The 18,105-nt window shown below is 58.8% G+C and carries 15 protein-coding genes; 11 read left to right on the top strand and 4 right to left on the bottom strand.

The features are described 5' to 3' along the window. Window positions 1-3 precede the first annotated feature (3 nt). Both ubiG and ACA056_RS20355 read right to left on the bottom strand, forming a co-directional pair. On the bottom strand, window positions 4-702 hold the full coding sequence (gene ubiG, locus ACA056_RS20360; RefSeq protein ID WP_497267286.1) for a bifunctional 2-polyprenyl-6-hydroxyphenol methylase/3-demethylubiquinol 3-O-methyltransferase UbiG: 699 nt from the start codon (window positions 700-702) through the stop codon (window positions 4-6). Between the two features lie 57 nt (window positions 703-759). After that, window positions 760-2,094 carry a TRZ/ATZ family hydrolase gene (locus tag ACA056_RS20355; protein WP_497267284.1) on the bottom strand — a complete coding sequence of 445 codons (1,335 nt, stop codon included), beginning with the start codon at window positions 2,092-2,094 and terminating at the stop codon, window positions 760-762. Window positions 2,095-2,202: 108 nt separating this feature from the next. On the opposite strand from ACA056_RS20355, the gene mtnA reads away from it, so the two are divergent. The 11 genes from mtnA to ACA056_RS20300 all read left to right on the top strand — a co-directional run bounded on the left by mtnA (window position 2,203) and on the right by ACA056_RS20300 (window position 15,871). Then, a complete protein-coding gene (mtnA, locus tag ACA056_RS20350) occupies window positions 2,203-3,279 on the top strand; it encodes an S-methyl-5-thioribose-1-phosphate isomerase (RefSeq protein ID WP_497267282.1) in 1,077 nt (358 codons plus the stop codon). Between the two features lie 419 nt (window positions 3,280-3,698). Beyond that, the gene (gene gyrA, locus ACA056_RS20345) at window positions 3,699-6,356 is read left to right on the top strand and encodes a DNA gyrase subunit A (protein WP_008148713.1); all 2,658 of its coding nucleotides are present in this window, start codon (window positions 3,699-3,701) and stop codon (window positions 6,354-6,356) included. A gap of 250 nt (window positions 6,357-6,606) precedes the next feature. After that, the gene (serC, locus tag ACA056_RS20340; protein WP_497267280.1) at window positions 6,607-7,692 is read left to right on the top strand and encodes a 3-phosphoserine/phosphohydroxythreonine transaminase; all 1,086 of its coding nucleotides are present in this window, start codon (window positions 6,607-6,609) and stop codon (window positions 7,690-7,692) included. After that, window positions 7,692-8,786 carry a prephenate dehydratase gene (gene pheA, locus ACA056_RS20335; protein WP_007899727.1) on the top strand — a complete coding sequence of 365 codons (1,095 nt, stop codon included), beginning with the start codon at window positions 7,692-7,694 and terminating at the stop codon, window positions 8,784-8,786. Before serC ends, pheA begins: the two co-directional genes overlap by 1 nt. Window positions 8,787-8,798: 12 nt before the next feature. Next, window positions 8,799-9,911, top strand: coding sequence for a histidinol-phosphate transaminase (gene hisC / locus ACA056_RS20330; RefSeq protein WP_497267278.1), 1,113 nt, complete (start codon window positions 8,799-8,801; stop codon window positions 9,909-9,911). A gap of 28 nt (window positions 9,912-9,939) precedes the next feature. Next, window positions 9,940-12,147 (top strand): bifunctional prephenate dehydrogenase/3-phosphoshikimate 1-carboxyvinyltransferase, encoded by a 2,208-nt coding sequence (locus tag ACA056_RS20325; RefSeq protein ID WP_497273577.1) that lies wholly within the window; start codon window positions 9,940-9,942, stop codon window positions 12,145-12,147. Next, entirely contained in the window at window positions 12,144-12,833 is a 690-nt protein-coding gene (cmk, locus tag ACA056_RS20320; protein ID WP_008148720.1) for a (d)CMP kinase, read from the top strand. Before ACA056_RS20325 ends, cmk begins: the two co-directional genes overlap by 4 nt. 120 nt (window positions 12,834-12,953) lie before the next feature. Next, on the top strand, window positions 12,954-14,645 hold the full coding sequence (gene rpsA / locus ACA056_RS20315; protein ID WP_008148721.1) for a 30S ribosomal protein S1: 1,692 nt from the start codon (window positions 12,954-12,956) through the stop codon (window positions 14,643-14,645). A 218-nt stretch (window positions 14,646-14,863) separates the two neighbouring features. Next, window positions 14,864-15,142, top strand: a complete 279-nt coding sequence (locus ACA056_RS20310) for a hypothetical protein (protein ID WP_497267275.1) — start codon at window positions 14,864-14,866, stop codon at window positions 15,140-15,142. Window positions 15,143-15,295: 153 nt separating this feature from the next. Further along, window positions 15,296-15,592: an integration host factor subunit beta gene (gene ihfB, locus ACA056_RS20305; RefSeq protein ID WP_003369729.1), complete on the top strand. Its 297-nt coding sequence runs from the start codon at window positions 15,296-15,298 to the stop codon at window positions 15,590-15,592. Between the two features lie 27 nt (window positions 15,593-15,619). Then, window positions 15,620-15,871 carry a lipopolysaccharide assembly protein LapA domain-containing protein gene (locus ACA056_RS20300; protein ID WP_497267272.1) on the top strand — a complete coding sequence of 84 codons (252 nt, stop codon included), beginning with the start codon at window positions 15,620-15,622 and terminating at the stop codon, window positions 15,869-15,871. 68 nt (window positions 15,872-15,939) lie between these two features. On the opposite strand, the gene ACA056_RS20295 is transcribed toward ACA056_RS20300, so the two are convergent. Next, window positions 15,940-17,064 (bottom strand): glycosyltransferase family 4 protein, encoded by a 1,125-nt coding sequence (locus tag ACA056_RS20295; RefSeq protein WP_497267270.1) that lies wholly within the window; start codon window positions 17,062-17,064, stop codon window positions 15,940-15,942. Further along, window positions 17,057-18,097, bottom strand: coding sequence for an NAD-dependent epimerase/dehydratase family protein (locus tag ACA056_RS20290; protein ID WP_497267268.1), 1,041 nt, complete (start codon window positions 18,095-18,097; stop codon window positions 17,057-17,059). Before ACA056_RS20290 ends, ACA056_RS20295 begins: the two co-directional genes overlap by 8 nt. Window positions 18,098-18,105: the final 8 nt, after the last annotated feature.

The following is an 18,105-nucleotide window of genomic DNA, read 5'->3' as shown; positions in this document are numbered from 1 at the left end:
GGCTTACTCCTCGCGCAGGGTCTGGATCATGTAGTTGACGTCCACGTCGGAGGCCAGTTTGTAGTGCTTGGTCAGCGGGTTGTAGGTCAGGCCGATGATGTCCTTGACGGTCAGGCCAGCCATGCGGCTCCAGGCACCCAACTCCGAAGGGCGGATGAATTTCTTGAAATCGTGGGTGCCGCGCGGCAGCAGCTTCATGATGTATTCCGCGCCGACGATGGCGAACAGGTACGCCTTCGGGTTGCGGTTGATGGTGGAGAAGAACACCTGGCCACCGGGTTTGACCATACGGAAGCAGGCGCGGATCACCGAGGAGGGGTCCGGCACGTGCTCGAGCATTTCCAGGCAAGTGACCACGTCGAACTGCTCGGGCATTTCTTCAGCCAGCGCTTCGGCGGTGGTCTGCCGGTATTCGACGCTCACGCCGGATTCCAGTTGATGCAGTTGCGCGACCGCCAGCGGCGCTTCGCCCATGTCGATGCCCATGACGGTCGCGCCGCGCTGGGCCATGGCTTCGCTGAGAATGCCGCCGCCGCAACCGACGTCGAGGACTTTCTTGCCGGCCAGGTTGACCCGTTCGTCAATCCAGTTGACCCGCAGCGGGTTGATGTCGTGCAGCGGTTTGAACTCGCTTTCGCGGTCCCACCAGCGATGGGCCAGGGCTTCGAATTTGGCGATTTCGGCGTAGTCGACGTTGCTCATGGTTAAGTCCTCTAAAACTTGAAAAATCCTGTTGCCCCGGTGGTGAGTCCGGGGTGCTTACGATTCGGTATAGCCGCTGATGCGCTGGCCCCAGGCCTTGGCAGTGGCGCAGAGCTGTTCTTCATCCAGGCGAGTCAGGCGACGGTCGTCGAGCAGTTGCTTGCCAGCGACCCAAAGGTGTTTCACGCAATCACGGCCGGTGGCATATATAAGCTGCGAAACCGGGTCGTAGACCGGTTGCTGCGCCAGGCCGGAGAGGTCGAACGCGACGATGTCAGCGGCTTTGCCGACTTCCAGCGATCCCACTTCGGATTCAATGCCCAGCGCGCGGGCGCCATTGAGCGTGGCCATGCGCAGGGCGCGATGGGCGTCCAGGGCGGTGGCAGAGCCGGCGACGGCTTTGGCCAGTAAAGCGGCGGTGCGGGTTTCGCCGAGCAGGTCCAGGTCATTGTTGCTGGCCGAGCCATCCGTGCCGACCGCCACATTGACGCCAGCCTGCCACAAGCGCTCCACCGGGCAGAACCCGCTGGCCAGCTTCAGGTTCGACTCCGGGCAATGAATCACGTTGGTGTTACTTTCTACCAGCAACACCAGGTCTTCGTCGCTGATCTGAGTCATGTGGACGGCCTGGAAGCGTGGCCCCAGCAAACCCAGGCGCCCGAGGCGGGCCAACGGGCGCTCGCCGCGCTGCTCGACGGACTGCTGCACTTCATATGCCGTTTCATGTACGTGCATATGGATCGAGGCGTCCAGCTCTTCGGTGATCACCCGGATTTTCTCCAGGTTCTCGTCGCCCACGGTGTAGGGTGCGTGGGGGCCGAACGTGACTTTGATGCGCTCGTGGTGCTTGAGATCGCCAAACAATTCGACGCCCTGACGAATGGCTTCATCCGCCGTGCTGGCGCCTGGAATCGGGAAATCGAGGATCGGAATTGCGATTTGCGCGCGAATGCCGCTGTTATGGACGCGCTCGCTGGCAACCTTCGGGAAGAAATACATGTCAGAGAAGCAGGTGATGCCACCTTTGATCTGCTCGGCGATCGCCAGGTCGGTGCCGTCACGGACGAAAGCTTCATCGACCCACTTGGCTTCGGCCGGCCAGATGTGGTTTTCCAGCCAGGTCATCAGGGGCAGATCATCGGCCAGACCGCGGAACAGCGTCATCGCCGCATGCCCGTGGGCATTGATCAAACCAGGGCAGAGCAACATGTCCGGCAGTTCGCGGACTTCGGTTGCGTTAAGCTTCAGCGCAGCCGAGCGCGGGCCAATGAATACGATGCGTCCGTCGCGGATGCCCAGGGCGTGCTCTTTGAGGACAACGCCAGCGGGTTCGACGGGTACCAGCCAGGTCGGCAGCAATAGCAAGTCGAGCGCAGCGGCAGTGTTCGGCATCGAGAGTCGGTTCCAGAGCTTTTGTAAAGGATGGCGAAGTATACCCGAGCGTCTTCGCAGGGGGATCGCTATAATCGACGGCTTTTGTTCATGTGTGCGGGGTGAGGGATGCGCGATCGACTGTTGGCTGCGGAGAAGGTAAAGGCCATCGATTGGCGTGATGGCGCCCTTTACCTGCTGGATCAGCGTATTTTGCCGTTCGAAGAAACCTGGATCGCCTACACCAGCGCCGCTGGCGTGGCCGAGGCCATTCGTTCGATGGTGGTGCGTGGCGCGCCGGCGATTGGCATCAGTGCCGCCTATGGTGTTGTGCTGGCGGCCCGCGCGCGGTTTGCCGAGGGCGGTGACTGGCAGGCAGCGTTGGAAGAGGATTTCGCGTTGCTCGCCGATTCTCGTCCGACCGCAGTCAACCTGTTCTGGGCCCTGGGCCGCATGCGCGACCGGCTTGTGCGTCTGAAGCATCACGCCGATCCGCTGGCGCTGCTGGAAGCCGAGGCTATCGCCATTCACGAGAGTGATCGCGAAGCCAACCTGACCATGGCGCAACTGGGTGTGGACCTGATCCGCAAGCACCAGGGCAACGCCCAGGCGATTCTGACCCACTGCAACACCGGCGCACTGGCCACCGGCGGCTTTGGCACGGCGCTTGGCGTCATTCGTGGCGCTTTCATTGAAGGCATGGTCGAGCGCGTCTACGCCGACGAAACCCGACCATGGCTGCAAGGTTCGCGGCTGACCGCATGGGAACTGGCCAACGAAGGCATTCCCGTCACGCTCAATGCCGACTCCGCCGCCGCCCACATCATGAAGACCAAGGGCATTACCTGGGTGATCGTCGGCGCTGACCGGATCACCGCCAATGGTGACGTGGCCAACAAGATCGGCACCTATCAGCTGGCGGTGAACGCCATGCACCACGGCGTGCGCTTCATGGTGGTGGCGCCGAGTTCGACCATCGACATGAACCTGGCTAGCGGTGATGACATTCCGATTGAAGAGCGCGATGGTCGCGAGTTGCTGGAAGTCGGCGGCAAGCGAGTTGGGGCGGATGTCGATGCGTTCAACCCGGTGTTCGACGTGACCCCGGCTGACTTGATCGATGCGATCGTCACCGAAAAAGGCATCGTCGAGCGCCCGGACACCGCGAAAATGGCGCAGTTGATGTGTCGTAAGCGTCTGCATTAAAGATTTCTGGCGCCTGATAGGTCGCTATCGCGAGCAGGCTCGCTCCCACAGGGGGTTTGTGACCGCCCAAGATCCAGTGTGGGAGCGAGCCTGCTCGCGATAGCGGCCCTGGTAGTCAACAAATATGCTTCATTCACCCCTGAAATTTTCCTCTAAGCCTCTCTCGTCCCCTATCAGCCTGTCACCGGTCAACTAACTATGCTCCATGCGCATCTGGGGGATAGGTGCGTGGCGGCTCTTGTGATAACATCCGGCGTTTTCCGAGGCAGTCCCACGGGGTTGTCTTTACTGCGCAAATCCATGGTTCAACTTGCTGATTTGTCGTAAGTCGGTGCATGGCACTCAGCCTGCAGCGGCGAGCTTCGTTCGTCCCATATGGATGTGACGAAGTTTCACCAGAAAAAGGAATCAGGCTTCTCATGGGCGAACTGGCCAAAGAAATCCTCCCGGTCAATATCGAAGACGAGCTGAAGCAGTCCTACCTCGACTACGCGATGAGCGTAATTGTCGGGCGGGCACTGCCGGATGCGCGCGATGGCTTGAAGCCCGTGCACCGGCGTGTGCTGTTCGCGATGAGCGAGCTGGGCAACGACTTCAACAAGCCGTACAAGAAATCTGCCCGTGTTGTCGGTGACGTGATCGGTAAGTATCACCCTCACGGTGATACCGCGGTGTACGACACCATCGTTCGGATGGCGCAGCCATTCTCGCTGCGCTACCTGCTGGTAGACGGTCAAGGCAACTTCGGTTCCGTGGACGGCGACAACGCCGCCGCCATGCGATACACCGAAGTGCGCATGACCAAGCTGGCGCACGAGCTGCTGGCTGACCTGCATAAAGAAACCGTGGACTGGGTGCCGAACTACGACGGCACCGAAATGATCCCGGCCGTCATGCCGACCCGTATTCCCAACCTGTTGGTCAACGGCTCCAGCGGTATCGCCGTGGGCATGGCGACCAACATCCCGCCGCACAACCTCGGTGAAGTCATCGACGGTTGCCTGGCACTCATCGACAACCCTGAGTTGACCATCGATGAGCTGATGCAATACATCCCAGGTCCGGACTTCCCGACCGCTGCGATCATCAACGGTCGCGCCGGCATCATCGAAGCCTACCGCACCGGTCGCGGCCGCATTTACATGCGTGCCCGCTCGATGATCGAAGACATCGACAAGGTCGGTGGCCGTCAGCAGATCGTCATCACCGAACTCCCTTACCAGTTGAATAAGGCCCGTCTGATCGAGAAGATCGCCGAGCTGGTAAAAGAGAAGAAGCTCGAAGGCATCACCGAACTGCGCGACGAGTCCGACAAGGACGGTATGCGCGTCGTGATCGAACTGCGTCGCGGCGAAGTGCCTGAGGTGATCCTCAACAACCTCTACGCCCAGACCCAGCTGCAAGCGGTGTTCGGTATCAACATCGTCGCGCTGATCGACGGCCGTCCGCGGATCCTGAACCTCAAGGACCTGCTGGAAGCCTTCGTTCGTCACCGTCGCGAAGTCGTCACCCGCCGCACCGTGTTCGAACTGCGTAAAGCCCGCGAACGTGGCCACATTCTGGAAGGTCAAGCGGTTGCCCTGTCGAACATCGACCCGGTCATCGCCCTGATCAAAGCCTCGCCAACGCCGTCGGAAGCCAAGGAAGCGCTGATCAAGACTGCGTGGGAATCCTCCGCCGTGGTCGCGATGGTTGAGCGTGCCGGTGCCGACTCGTGCCGTCCAGAGACCCTGGACCCGCAATACGGTCTGCGCGAAGGCAAGTACTTCCTGTCGCCGGAACAGGCGCAAGCCATTCTGGAACTGCGTCTGCACCGCCTGACCGGTCTGGAGCACGAAAAGCTGCTGGCCGAGTATCAAGAGATTCTTAACCAGATCGGCGAGCTGATCCGCATCCTCAGCAGCGCCACTCGCCTGATGGAAGTGATCCGCGAAGAACTGGAAGTGATCCGCGCCGAATACGGCGATGTGCGTCGCACCGAGATTCTCGATGCCCGTCTCGACCTGACCCTGGGTGACATGATCCCGGAAGAAGAGCGCGTCGTGACCATTTCCCACGGTGGCTACGCCAAGACCCAGCCATTGGCTGCGTACCAGGCTCAGCGTCGTGGCGGTAAAGGCAAATCGGCTACTGGCGTGAAGGATGAGGACTACATCGCTCACCTGCTGGTCGCCAACAGCCACACCACGCTGCTGCTGTTCTCCAGCAAAGGCAAAGTGTACTGGTTGAAAACCTACGAAATCCCGGAAGCGTCCCGCGCTGCCCGTGGCCGTCCGTTGGTCAACCTGCTGCCGCTGGACAGTGATGAATACATCACCACCATGTTGCCGGTCGACGAATACACCGAAGGTCACTTCATCTTCATGGCCACTGCCAAAGGCACCGTGAAGAAGACCCCGCTGGAATCCTTCAGCCGTCAACGCAGCGTCGGTCTGATCGCACTGGAGCTGGATGAAGGTGACGTACTGATTTCTGCTGCTATCACTGATGGCGAACGTGAAGTCATGCTGTTCTCCGACGGCGGCAAGGTCACTCGCTTCAAGGAAACCGACGTTCGCGCCATGGGCCGTACCGCTCGCGGTGTCCGCGGCATGCGTCTGCCGGAAGGCCAGAAGCTGATTTCCATGCTGATCCCGGAAGAAGGCAGCCAGATCCTGACCGCTTCGGCCCGTGGTTTCGGCAAGCGCACGGCGATCACCGAGTTCCCTGAGTACAAACGTGGCGGTCAGGGCGTTATCGCCATGGTCAGCAACGACCGTAACGGCCGTCTGGTCGGTGCAGTCCAGGTGCTCGACGGCGAGGAAATCATGCTGATTTCCGACCAGGGCACCCTGGTGCGTACGCGTGTCGACGAAGTTTCCAGCCTGGGTCGTAACACCCAGGGCGTGACCCTCATCAAACTGGCCAGCGATGAAACACTGGTAGGTCTGGAGCGGGTTCAGGAGCCGTCGGAAGTCGAAGGTGAAGAGCTGGAAGAAGGTGAAGAGGGTGCAGTGTTCGACGGCGAAGTCGTGATCGACGACGTTGTCGAAGATCAGCAACTCGACGCCGCCGCTGACGAAGAACCGCAGGAGTAAGCGGACAGACAGGGGGCGGATGAGAATTCGCCCCCTTGTTGTTTGTCCTGTATGAAAATATCGACACCCATGGAGATCTCTGTAGGAGTGAGCCTGCTCGCGATCGCATCACCGCGAAGTTTCAGACATACCGCGGCGCCTGCATCGCGAGCAGGCTCACTCCCACAAAAGCTGTGCTTCAGCAGGGACCCTGTGTCGATTGATGTTGTGATTTATTGCGTGATACCACCAAATCAGAGCGAGATTGGATGTGAGCAAGAGAGCCTATAACTTCTGTGCCGGTCCTGCGGCACTTCCCGAAGCTGTCCTGCAGCGCGCCCAGGGTGAACTCCTTGATTGGCACGGCAAGGGCCTGTCGGTCATGGAAATGAGCCATCGCAGCGATGAGTTCGTGTCCATCGCCACCAAGGCCGAGCAGGATCTGCGTGATCTGCTGAATATCCCCTCGAACTATAAAGTGCTGTTTCTGCAAGGTGGCGCCAGCCAGCAATTTGCTCAGATTCCCCTGAACCTGTTGCCGGAAAGCGGCACCGCCGACTATATCGACACCGGTATCTGGTCGCAGAAAGCCATCGAAGAAGCTTCGCGCTACGGAAACGTCAACGTTGCCGCTACCGCCAAGCCTTACGACTATTTCGCTATTCCCGGTCAGAACGAATGGAACCTGTCGAAAGACGCGGCCTACGTTCACTACGCGCCGAACGAAACCATCGGTGGCCTGGAATTCAACTGGGTCCCGGAAACCGGTGATGTTCCGCTGGTCGCCGACATGTCTTCCGATATTCTCTCGCGTCCGATCGATGTTTCGCGCTTTGGCATGATCTACGCCGGCGCCCAGAAGAACATCGGCCCGAGCGGCGTCGTCGTCAACATCATTCGCGAAGACCTGCTGGGTCACGCCCGTTCCCTGTGCCCGACCATGCTCAACTACAAGGTCGCGGCCGACAACGGCTCGATGTACAACACCCCGCCAACCCTGGCCTGGTATCTCTCGGGTCTGGTATTCGAGTGGCTGAAAGAGCAGGGTGGTGTTGAAGCCATCGGCAAGCTCAACGAAGTGAAACAGCGCACGCTGTACGACTTCATCGACGCCAGCGGCTTGTACAGCAACCCGATCAACAAGTCGGATCGCTCGTGGATGAACGTGCCGTTCCGTTTGGCTGACGACCGTCTCGACAAGCCATTCCTGGCCGGTGCCGAAGAGCGTGGCCTGTTGAACCTCAAGGGGCACCGTTCCGTGGGTGGCATGCGTGCCTCCATCTATAACGCCGTCGACATCGTTGCGGTCAACGCACTGATTTCGTACATGGCAGAGTTCGAGAAGGAACACGGCTAATGTCTGAGCAAGAACTCAAGGCACTGCGCCTGCGCATTGATGCCCTGGACGAGAAAGTCCTGGAGCTGATCAGTGAGCGCGCACGCTGCGCCCAGGAAGTTGCGCGAGTAAAGATGGCCTCGCTGGCCGAAGGCGAAGTGCCGGTGTTCTATCGTCCTGAGCGTGAAGCTCAGGTGCTCAAGCGTGTCATGGAGCGTAATCAGGGCCCGCTGGGTAACGAAGAGATGGCGCGGTTGTTCCGCGAAATCATGTCCTCGTGCCTGGCCCTCGAGCAGCCGCTGAAAGTGGCGTACCTCGGCCCTGAAGGCACCTTCACCCAGGCTGCGGCCATGAAGCACTTCGGTCACGCCGTGATCAGCAAGCCGATGGCGGCGATTGACGAAGTGTTCCGTGAAGTGGCGGCCGGTGCGGTGAACTTTGGCGTGGTCCCGGTGGAAAACTCCACTGAGGGCGCGGTCAACCACACCCTCGACAGCTTCCTCGAACATGACATGGTGATCTGTGGCGAAGTCGAGCTGCGGATTCACCACCACCTGTTGGTCGGTGAAAACACCAAGACCGACAGCATCAGTCGTATTTATTCCCACGCCCAGTCCCTGGCCCAGTGCCGCAAGTGGCTGGACGCCCATTATCCGAATGTCGAGCGCGTGGCGGTGTCCAGCAACGCTGAAGCGGCCAAACGGGTCAAGGGTGAGTGGAACTCGGCGGCGATTGCCGGCGACATGGCGGCAGGTTTGTACGGGCTGACCCGTCTGGCCGAGAAAATCGAGGATCGTCCGGACAACTCCACGCGATTCCTGATGATCGGCAGCCAGGAAGTACCGCCGACCGGCGACGACAAGACCTCGATCATCGTCTCCATGAGCAACAAACCTGGCGCACTTCACGAGTTGCTGGTGCCGTTCCACGACAACGGCATCGACCTGACGCGAATCGAGACGCGTCCGTCGCGCAGCGGTAAATGGACCTACGTGTTCTTCATCGACTTCGTCGGCCACCACCGCGACCCGCTGGTCAAAGGTGTGCTGGAAAAGATCAGTCAGGAAGCAGTGGCACTCAAAGTGCTGGGTTCCTACCCGAAAGCAGTTCTCTAAGGGCGGTAGCAAATGAGTGGTGACTTCCTCGCTCTGGCACAGCCGGGCGTGCAACAACTTTCGCCTTACGTTCCGGGCAAGCCCGTGGACGAACTGGCGCGCGAGCTGGACATCGATCCGGCCAGCATCGTCAAACTGGCCAGCAACGAAAACCCGTTGGGCGCCAGTCCCAAGGCTCTGGCAGCCATTCACGAAGCGCTGGCCGAGCTGACCCGCTATCCGGACGGCAACGGTTTTGCGCTCAAGACCCTGCTGGCCGAACAGTGCCGCGTCGAGCTCAATCAAGTGACGCTGGGCAACGGTTCCAACGACATTCTGGAACTGGTCGCCCGTGCCTATCTGGCGCCGGGTCTGAACGCCGTGTTCAGTGAGCACGCGTTCGCGGTATACCCGATCGTGACCCAGGCCGTTGGTGCTGATGCGCGGGTGATTCCTGCGAAAGACTGGGGTCATGATCTGTCGGCCATGCTGGCCGCGATCGATGCCGATACCCGCGTGGTGTTCATCGCCAACCCGAACAACCCGACCGGGACCTGGTTCGGCGCTGAAGCGCTGGACGAATTCCTGCAGGACGTACCGGAACACGTGCTGGTGGTGCTGGACGAGGCCTACATCGAATACGCCGAAGGCAGCGACTTGCCGGATGGTCTGGATTTCCTCGCGGCCTATCCGAATCTGTTGGTTTCGCGCACGTTCTCCAAGGCTTACGGTCTGGCGGCGTTGCGGGTCGGTTATGGTTTGTCCACGGCGGTGGTTGCGGATGTGCTGAACCGCGTGCGTCAGCCGTTCAACGTCAACAGCCTGGCTCTCGCCGCTGCATGCGCTGCGCTGCAAGACGCCGAGTACCTGGCTGAAAGCCGTCGCCTGAACGAATCCGGCATGCAGCAACTGGAAGCGGGTTTCCGCGAGCTGGGGTTGAGCTGGATTCCGTCCAAGGGCAACTTCATCTGCGTCGATCTGGGTCGCGTTGCGGCGCCAGTCTTCCAGGGCTTGCTGCGCGAAGGCGTGATCGTGCGTCCGGTGGCCAATTACGGCATGCCGAACCACTTGCGCATCACCATCGGTTTGCCGGCGGAAAACAGCCGCTTCCTTGAAGCGCTGACCAAGGTTCTGGCTCGTGGTTGATGTCACTGCACTGCAATCTGCTGAACCTATGATCGGTCGCCTGGTGGTGGTCGGTCTGGGGCTGATCGGCGGTTCGTTTGCCAAGGGTTTGCGTGAAAGCGGCCTGTGCCGCGAAGTGGTCGGGGTCGATCTCGACCCGCAGTCGCGCAAACTGGCGGTTGAATTGGGTGTGGTGGATCGCTGCGAAGAAGACCTGGCCGTTGCTTGTCAGGGCGCCGACGTGATTCAGCTGGCGGTACCGATCCTCGCCATGGAAAAAATGCTCGGCCGCTTGGCCAGCATGGATCTGGGGCAAGCGATTCTGACCGACGTCGGCAGCGCCAAAGGCAATGTGGTGCGGGCGGCAACCGAGGCGTTTGGCGGCATGCCGACGCGTTTCGTGCCGGGGCATCCGATTGCCGGTTCCGAGCAGAGCGGGGTGGAAGCCTCTAACTCAGAGCTGTTCCGTCGCCACAAAGTGATTCTGACGCCGCTGGATCAGACTGATCCGGCAGCCCTGGCAGTGGTCGACCGGTTGTGGCGCGAATTGGGCGCCGATGTCGAGCACATGCAGGTCGAGCGTCATGACGAAGTGTTGGCGGCGACCAGCCATTTGCCGCACTTGTTGGCGTTCGGTTTGGTCGATTCGTTGGCCAAGCGCAATGAAAACCTTGAGATCTTCCGTTACGCTGCGGGCGGTTTCCGCGATTTCACAAGAATCGCGGGTAGCGACCCGGTCATGTGGCACGACATCTTCCTCGCCAACCGCGAAGCTGTCCTGCGCACACTCGATACATTTCGCAGCGACCTCGACGCCTTGCGCGACGCGGTCGATGCAGGGGATGGGCACCAATTGTTGGGCGTTTTCACTCGCGCCCGGGTTGCCCGCGAACATTTCAGTAAAATCCTGGCCCGCCGGGCTTATGTGGACGCTATGAATTCCAACGACCTGATTTTCCTGGCACAACCTGGTGGCCGCCTGACTGGGCGGATTCGAGTACCGGGCGACAAATCGATTTCCCACCGTTCGATCATGCTCGGCTCCCTGGCTGAAGGCGTCACCGAAGTGGAAGGTTTCCTCGAGGGCGAAGACGCCCTGGCAACCTTGCAGGCTTTCCGCGACATGGGCGTCGTGATCGAAGGTCCGCACCACGGTCGCGTGACAATTCACGGCGTCGGCCTGCATGGCTTGAAGCCTGCGCCGGGCCCGATCTATCTGGGCAACTCCGGCACGTCGATGCGTCTGCTGTCTGGCCTGTTGGCTGCGCAGAACTTCGATAGCACGCTGACGGGCGATGCTTCGCTGTCCAAGCGTCCGATGAATCGCGTGGCCAATCCGCTGCGTGAAATGGGCGCTGTGATCGAGACCGCTGCTGAAGGTCGTCCGCCGATGACCATTCGCGGCGGCAACAAGCTCAAAGGCCTGACCTACACCATGCCGATGGCCAGTGCCCAGGTTAAATCCTGCCTGCTGCTGGCGGGTTTGTACGCTGAAGGCAAGACCACCGTCACTGAGCCGGCTCCAACCCGCGACCACACCGAGCGCATGCTGCGTGGCTTCGGCTACCCGGTCTCCGTCAATGGCGCGACCGCTTCGGTCGAGTCCGGCCACAAGCTGACCGCGACCCACATTGAAGTGCCGGGCGACATCTCGTCGTCGGCGTTCTTCCTGGTGGCCGCGTCGATCGCCGAAGGTTCGGAGCTGGTGCTTGAGCACGTCGGCATCAACCCGACCCGTACCGGCGTGATCGACATCCTGCGTCTGATGGGCGCTGATATCACCCTGGAAAACCAGCGTGAAGTCGGCGGTGAGCCGGTAGCAGACCTGCGCGTACGTGCAGCTAAACTCAAAGGTATCGAGATTCCCGAAGCGCTGGTTCCGCTGGCCATCGACGAATTCCCGGTGCTGTTCGTGGCCGCAGCCTGTGCCGAAGGGCGCACCATCCTGCGTGGCGCCGAAGAGCTGCGGGTTAAAGAGTCGGACCGGATTCAGGTCATGGCTGATGGCTTGCTGGTACTGGGTGTCAAATGCGAACCGACCCCGGACGGCATCATCATCGACGGCGGCCAGATCGGCGGCGGCGAAGTGCACGGGCACGGCGATCACCGGATTGCCATGGCATTCAGCGTTGCTTCGCTGCGCGCCACTGCACCGATCCGCATCCATGACTGCGCCAACGTCGCGACGTCGTTCCCGAACTTCCTCGCGCTGTGCGCGCAGGTCGGTATCCGTGTTGCACAAGAGGCTCAGTCGTGATCATCAAGCCACCGGTCATCACCATCGACGGGCCTAGCGGTTCGGGCAAAGGCACTATTGCCGGGATTCTGGCCAAGCGCCTGGGCTGGTGCCTGCTGGATTCCGGTGCGCTGTACCGTCTGCTGGCATTCGCCGCGCGTAATCATGGCGTCGATCTGACCAATGAAGAGTCGCTGAAGCTGTTGGCCGCTCATCTGGACGTGCAGTTCGTCGGTGCGACCGAAGGTCATCCGCAGCGGATCATTCTCGAAGGTGACGATGTCACTGATGATTTGCGCAACGAACAAGTCGGCGCCTGGGCTTCACAGGTCGCTGCACTGCCGGCAGTGCGTGATGCGCTGCTTCAGCGCCAGCGGGCGTTTCAGGAGGCTCCGGGTCTGGTGGCCGATGGTCGCGACATGGGCACGGTGGTTTTCCCCGATGCACCGCTGAAGATATTCCTCACTGCCAGTGCCGAGGAGCGTGCGCGCCGTCGATACTTGCAGTTGAAGGGCAAAGTCGATGGTGTTAGTCTGTCGAGTCTGCTAGATGAGATACGTGTCCGCGATGAGCGTGACACCCAGCGAGCGGTAGCCCCGCTCAAGCCGGCGGCTGACGCCATACAGCTGGATTCCACGGAATTATCCATCGATCAGGTGCTGGAACGCATCATGAGCGAGATCGCCATTCGCGATATCGCCGGGTGACCAAGAAACTCCGTAGGGGACCAGTCATAGTCTTGCGGTGTTTCTTCTAATGAACATAACCCACGTCGTCTGGGACGTGGAGATGGGCGTATCCTTCGCCCTTATTCAACAGGAATTAAAATGAGCGAAAGCTTTGCGGAACTCTTTGAAGAAAGCCTAAAAACCCTGAACCTTCAGGCAGGCTCCATCATCACCGGTGTTATCGTTGATATCGATTACCAAGCTCGCTGGGTAACCGTTCACGCTGGCCTGAAGTCTGAAGCACTCATCCCGCTTGAGCAGTTCTACAACGATGCTGGCGAACTGACTATCAACGTCGGTGACGAAGTTCACGTTGCTCTGGACTCGGTTGAAGACGGCTTTGGTGAAACCAAGCTGTCCCGTGAAAAAGCCAAGCGCGCTGAATGCTGGATTGTTCTGGAAGCAGCCTTCGCAGCCGAAGAAGTGGTCAAGGGCGTTATCAACGGTAAGGTTAAAGGCGGCTTCACTGTCGACGTTAACGGCATCCGTGCGTTCCTGCCAGGTTCTCTGGTTGACGTCCGTCCTGTGCGCGACACCACGCACCTGGAAGGCAAAGAGCTGGAATTCAAGGTCATCAAGCTTGACCAGAAACGCAACAACGTTGTCGTTTCCCGTCGTAGCGTCCTCGAAGCCGAGAACTCCGCTGAGCGTGAAGCTCTGCTGGAATCCCTGCAGGAAGGCCAACAAGTCAAAGGTATCGTCAAAAACCTCACCGATTACGGCGCATTCGTCGATCTGGGTGGCGTCGATGGCCTGCTGCACATTACCGACATGGCTTGGAAACGTATCAAGCATCCTTCCGAAATCGTCAACGTTGGCGACGAGATCGATGTCAAGGTTCTGAAGTACGATCGCGAACGCAATCGTGTTTCCCTGGGCCTCAAGCAACTGGGCGAAGATCCATGGGTTGCTATCAAAGCCCGTTACCCAGAAAGCACTCGCGTTACCGCTCGTGTAACCAACCTGACCGACTACGGCTGCTTCGCTGAGCTGGAAGAAGGCGTTGAAGGCCTGGTACACGTTTCCGAAATGGACTGGACCAACAAGAACATCCACCCTTCGAAAGTCGTACAAGTCGGCGACGAAGTGGAAGTTATGGTTCTGGACATCGACGAAGAGCGTCGTCGTATCTCCCTCGGCATCAAACAGTGCAAATCTAACCCATGGGAAGATTTCTCTGGCCAGTTCAACAAGGGCGATAAAATCTCCGGCACCATCAAGTCGATCACCGATTTCGGTATCTTCATTGGTCTGGACGGCGGCATCGACGGTCTGGTTCACCTGTCCGACATCTCCTGGAACGAAGTGGGCGAAGAAGCCGTTCGCCGCTTCAAGAAGGGCGACGAGCTGGACACCGTTATCCTGTCGGTTGACCCAGAGCGCGAGCGTATCTCCCTGGGTATCAAGCAACTGGAAAGCGATCCGTTCTCCGAGTACGTTCAAGAGAACGACAAAGGCGCAATCGTTAAAGGCATCGTGAAAGAAGTTGACGCTAAAGGCGCCATCATCACTCTGGCCGACGATATCGAAGCGACTCTGAAAGCCTCCGAAATCAGCCGTGACCGCGTTGAAGACGCGCGCAACGTTCTGAAAGAAGGCCAGGAAGTAGAAGCCAAGATCATCAGCGTTGACCGCAAGAGCCGCGTAATCCAGCTCTCCATCAAGTCGAAAGACGATGCTGAAGAGAAAGAAGCAATCCAGAGCTTGAAAGACAAGCCTTCGGATAGCATCGCTGCTGGTCCTACCACTCTGGGCGACCTGTTGCGTGCACAAATGGAAAAACAGAACTAAGTTCTGTCAGACCATAGAAAAAGGGTGACTTCGGTCGCCCTTTTTTGTGCCTGTGATTTGGTGATTTTGATGGTTTCGTGGCGCTGCAATTGTTTGCCGTGAAACCAAACCTCCCGGCAAGTTGTCTCTTTCTTTAATCGGATCAATCGTTTATTTAAAGCTAGTCTTTAGCTTGAAGCGAACGACCGTCGGGCGGCGTGTCCAGCCTAAGGAAGTGAATGAACAAGCTCATTGTCGTCATAGCGGTACTGACACTGGCAGGCTGTGGCACTAATGCCAAGACTCACGCGGTGCGTGGGGTCAGTGGCATCGAGATCGATTGTTCCGGGCTGGGCTCGGGGTGGGAAAAGTGTCGCAAGCGAGCGAACAAGGAGTGCAAGGCAGCGGGCTACAACGTTGTAGCCAGGTCCGATGATGTCAAAGATGAGGATGAGTTCCCCTTTGGCTTCAATCCCGCAGGCTACCTGGCGCGGACCATGCTGGTTATCTGTAGATGAGTGGGTAATGGCGCGACAGTGTTTCAGAGCCTTTCGTGTCCAGCATCCCGATGCTGGCAGATATACGTAAAAACATGGGCTGTTCAAATTCCTCCGGTCATGCTAAAACCTTGATAGCAATTTTCCTAGCTGCTTGAAAAAGAAGGGAAAAATATGACGAAGTCGGAGTTGATCGAACGAATTGTCACCCATCAAGGGCTGCTCTCATCCAAGGATGTAGAGCTGGCCATCAAGACCATGCTCGAACAAATGTCCCAATGTCTGGCCACCGGTGATCGCATCGAGATCCGTGGGTTTGGCAGCTTCTCCTTGCACTACCGCGCACCGCGCGTAGGTCGCAATCCAAAAACCGGACAGTCCGTCAGTCTCGATGGCAAGTTTGTGCCGCATTTCAAACCGGGGAAAGAGCTTAGGGATCGGGTGAATGAGGATGAGGAGGAGGGGCTTTGATAGTCGCTGCAATTCAAGGATCCGCTCATGCGTAATCTCAAGCGCGTACTGCTCGCTGTATTAGTCCTGTTGCTGGTTCTGGCGATCCTGGCGTTCGTTCTCGAGAATCAACAGTCGGTTTCTTTGGTGTTTGTTGGCTGGTCTACCCCACAATTGGCCGTCTCAGTTTACATTTTAGGGGCCTTGTTGCTGGGGTTGGCGGTTGGACCTCTGCTAGGGTTGATCATGTCCCGACGTAATAACCACCGGCTTGGGAAGAGCACCTCTCATCTCGGATGAGAGGTGGGTTTCGTTGTCTGGAAGGTCCGGCGCAGGATGTTGGCAGCGCGGCGGACCGGGTCAGCCGCCTATCTGCGCAACTCCATTGCTTCAATCATGGCTGCGTTCACGCGATGTACGTCATACTTTTGCTCAGCCAGTTCGCGACTTGTGCGGCCCATTTGCTCACGCAACTCATTTGAACCTGCCAGGCGTGTCATTGCCGTAGCCAGATCGGCCGAGTCGCGCGGCCTGACGAGAAAGCCGTTGACCCCGTCCTGAACCGTCTCACGGCAACCGGGAGCGTCAGTGGTAATGATGGCCCGGCCACAAGACATGGCTTCGAGCACCGAGCGCGGTGTCCCCTCACGGTATGACGGCAGTACGAATATGCTGCAGGCGGCGAGGAATGGCTTCACATCGCTGACTGCTCCGTGATACTGGACGACTCCCTCTTTTACCCAGCCTGAAACGATATCGGCGTTAATGCCCGAGGGGTTGGAGTCCAGTGGCCCGACCAAGTGGAAAGCAGCTTGCGGGTAGGTGGATTTCAACGCACGAGCGGCTTCTACATACTCAATTACACCCTTATCCCGCAGCACTCTGCCCACAAACAAAAAGCTCGGGTGATACGGGAGGGGAGCGACCGGGAAGCTTTCGGTGTCGACCCCGGAACCATTGACGATCCAGGTCGGGAGGTTCGAGTTGAAAAGTCCCTGGTCCTTGAAGAGTTGTCGGTCGTCCGGATTCTGGAAGAACAAACCATTGGCGAAGCGCAATCCAAACCGGTACAAGCTCGATGCAACACGATTTACGAGGCTACGACTGAAGCTTTTCTCCGCGTCGGTGAAGGCATAGCCTAGCCCGGTAATCAGCGCGTAGCGCCGCCGGACCCCCGCCAGGCGCGCAGCAGGTAAGCCATAGACCACTGGCTTTATCGTATAGGCGAGTACCACGTCGGGCTTTATCTTGCGCAGGCACCGGCTAAGCTGCAGCAGGTAACGCAGATCCGCGAATGGATTCAACCCTGCGCGTGCCATCGGCACGACATGGTAAGCAATACCTTTCTCGGCGAGTCGTTGACGAACAGAATCATCATCCTCAGGGGCAATGGCGGCGACTTCGTGACCATTCGCTCGCATTGCATCCAGAAGATCCCCGCGAAACCGAATCAGTGATTCGGCAAGCCCGGCAATGACAACAATCTTAGACATGCTTGCCTACGTGGGTTGTGTAATAGGCCGCAGAATCTTGCAGTCCGGCTGCAATGCGATGTGTTGGCGTATAGCCGAGCAATGATTGCGCCTTGCTGATGTCCGCTTGAGAGTGGCGCACATCGGCGGCTCTGAAGTCGCGGTATACCGGGTTCACGTTTTTGAGCTCGGGCTTGTTGGCAGAGACAAGATCACGGATATGGGAAAACAGTTCGTTCAATGTAGTGCGGTCACCAACAGCTACGTTGTACACCTGATTTACAGCCTCGGTGTCTTGGGTCGTTGCCGCCAGCAGATTGGCCTGGACAGCATTGGCAACGAAGCAAAAGTCTCGACTGGTTTCGCCGTCGCCGTTGATTTGAATGGCTTCGTCGCGGAGCAGGGCACCAAACCACTTTGGAATGACAGCCGCATACGCGCCATCAGGATCCTGCCTTGGGCCGAATACGTTGAAGTACCGCAGCCCAATGGTCTGTAATCCATAGCAGCGTGCAAACACATCTGCATACAACTCATTAACGTATTTGGTGACGGCATAGGGTGATAGCGGCCGACCTATTCGATCCTCTACCTTGGGCAGGTCAGGATGGTCGCCATACGTGGAGCTTGAAGCGGCATAGACGAAGCGCTTGACACCGGCATCGCGGCTGGCGACGAGCATGTTCAGGAAGCCATCGATGTTTGTGCTGTTGGTACGGATCGGGTCTTCCAGCGAGCGGGGGACACTGCCCAGCGCTGCCTGGTGAAGAACGTAGTCGACGCCTTCTTCAAGGGCACGCTGGCAGTCTTCCAGTTTGCGAATGTCGCCTTGCACGAACTTGAACTGTGCCCAATCTGTGTCTGGAACAGCCTGCTGCACCAAATCAAGATTGCTTTGGTGGCCGGTTTCAAAGTTATCCAGGCCGATCACGCGCTGGTTCAGGTGGAGCAGCGTCTCGAGCAAGTTCGAGCCGATGAAGCCCGCCACGCCAGTTACGAGCCAGGTGCGCGGCGCGGCCGCTAACTCTTTACGCAGTGTTTCGTATGTGTTCATGCCAGTCT

It is taken from the genome of Pseudomonas sp. LBUM1666, from assembly GCF_059695775.1.
This window is presented reverse-complemented; position numbering and strand designations above follow the sequence as displayed.

Bases quoted from the DNA above. Each gene is read 5' to 3' on its own strand.
- ubiG (WP_497267286.1), bottom strand. From the start codon at position 702: ATGAGCAACGTCGACTACGCCGAAATCGCCAAATTCGAAGCCCTGGCC.
- ACA056_RS20355 (WP_497267284.1), bottom strand. From the start codon at position 2,094: ATGCCGAACACTGCCGCTGCGCTCGACTTGCTATTGCTGCCGACCTGG.
- mtnA (WP_497267282.1), top strand. From the start codon at position 2,203: ATGCGCGATCGACTGTTGGCTGCGGAGAAGGTAAAGGCCATCGATTGG.
- gyrA (WP_008148713.1), top strand. From the start codon at position 3,699: ATGGGCGAACTGGCCAAAGAAATCCTCCCGGTCAATATCGAAGACGAG.
- pheA (WP_007899727.1), top strand. From the start codon at position 7,692: ATGTCTGAGCAAGAACTCAAGGCACTGCGCCTGCGCATTGATGCCCTG.
- hisC (WP_497267278.1), top strand. From the start codon at position 8,799: ATGAGTGGTGACTTCCTCGCTCTGGCACAGCCGGGCGTGCAACAACTT.
- ACA056_RS20325 (WP_497273577.1), top strand. From the start codon at position 9,940: ATGATCGGTCGCCTGGTGGTGGTCGGTCTGGGGCTGATCGGCGGTTCG.
- rpsA (WP_008148721.1), top strand. From the start codon at position 12,954: ATGAGCGAAAGCTTTGCGGAACTCTTTGAAGAAAGCCTAAAAACCCTG.
- ACA056_RS20310 (WP_497267275.1), top strand. From the start codon at position 14,864: ATGAACAAGCTCATTGTCGTCATAGCGGTACTGACACTGGCAGGCTGT.
- ihfB (WP_003369729.1), top strand. From the start codon at position 15,296: ATGACGAAGTCGGAGTTGATCGAACGAATTGTCACCCATCAAGGGCTG.
- ACA056_RS20300 (WP_497267272.1), top strand. From the start codon at position 15,620: ATGCGTAATCTCAAGCGCGTACTGCTCGCTGTATTAGTCCTGTTGCTG.
- ACA056_RS20295 (WP_497267270.1), bottom strand. From the start codon at position 17,064: ATGTCTAAGATTGTTGTCATTGCCGGGCTTGCCGAATCACTGATTCGG.
- ACA056_RS20290 (WP_497267268.1), bottom strand. From the start codon at position 18,097: ATGAACACATACGAAACACTGCGTAAAGAGTTAGCGGCCGCGCCGCGC.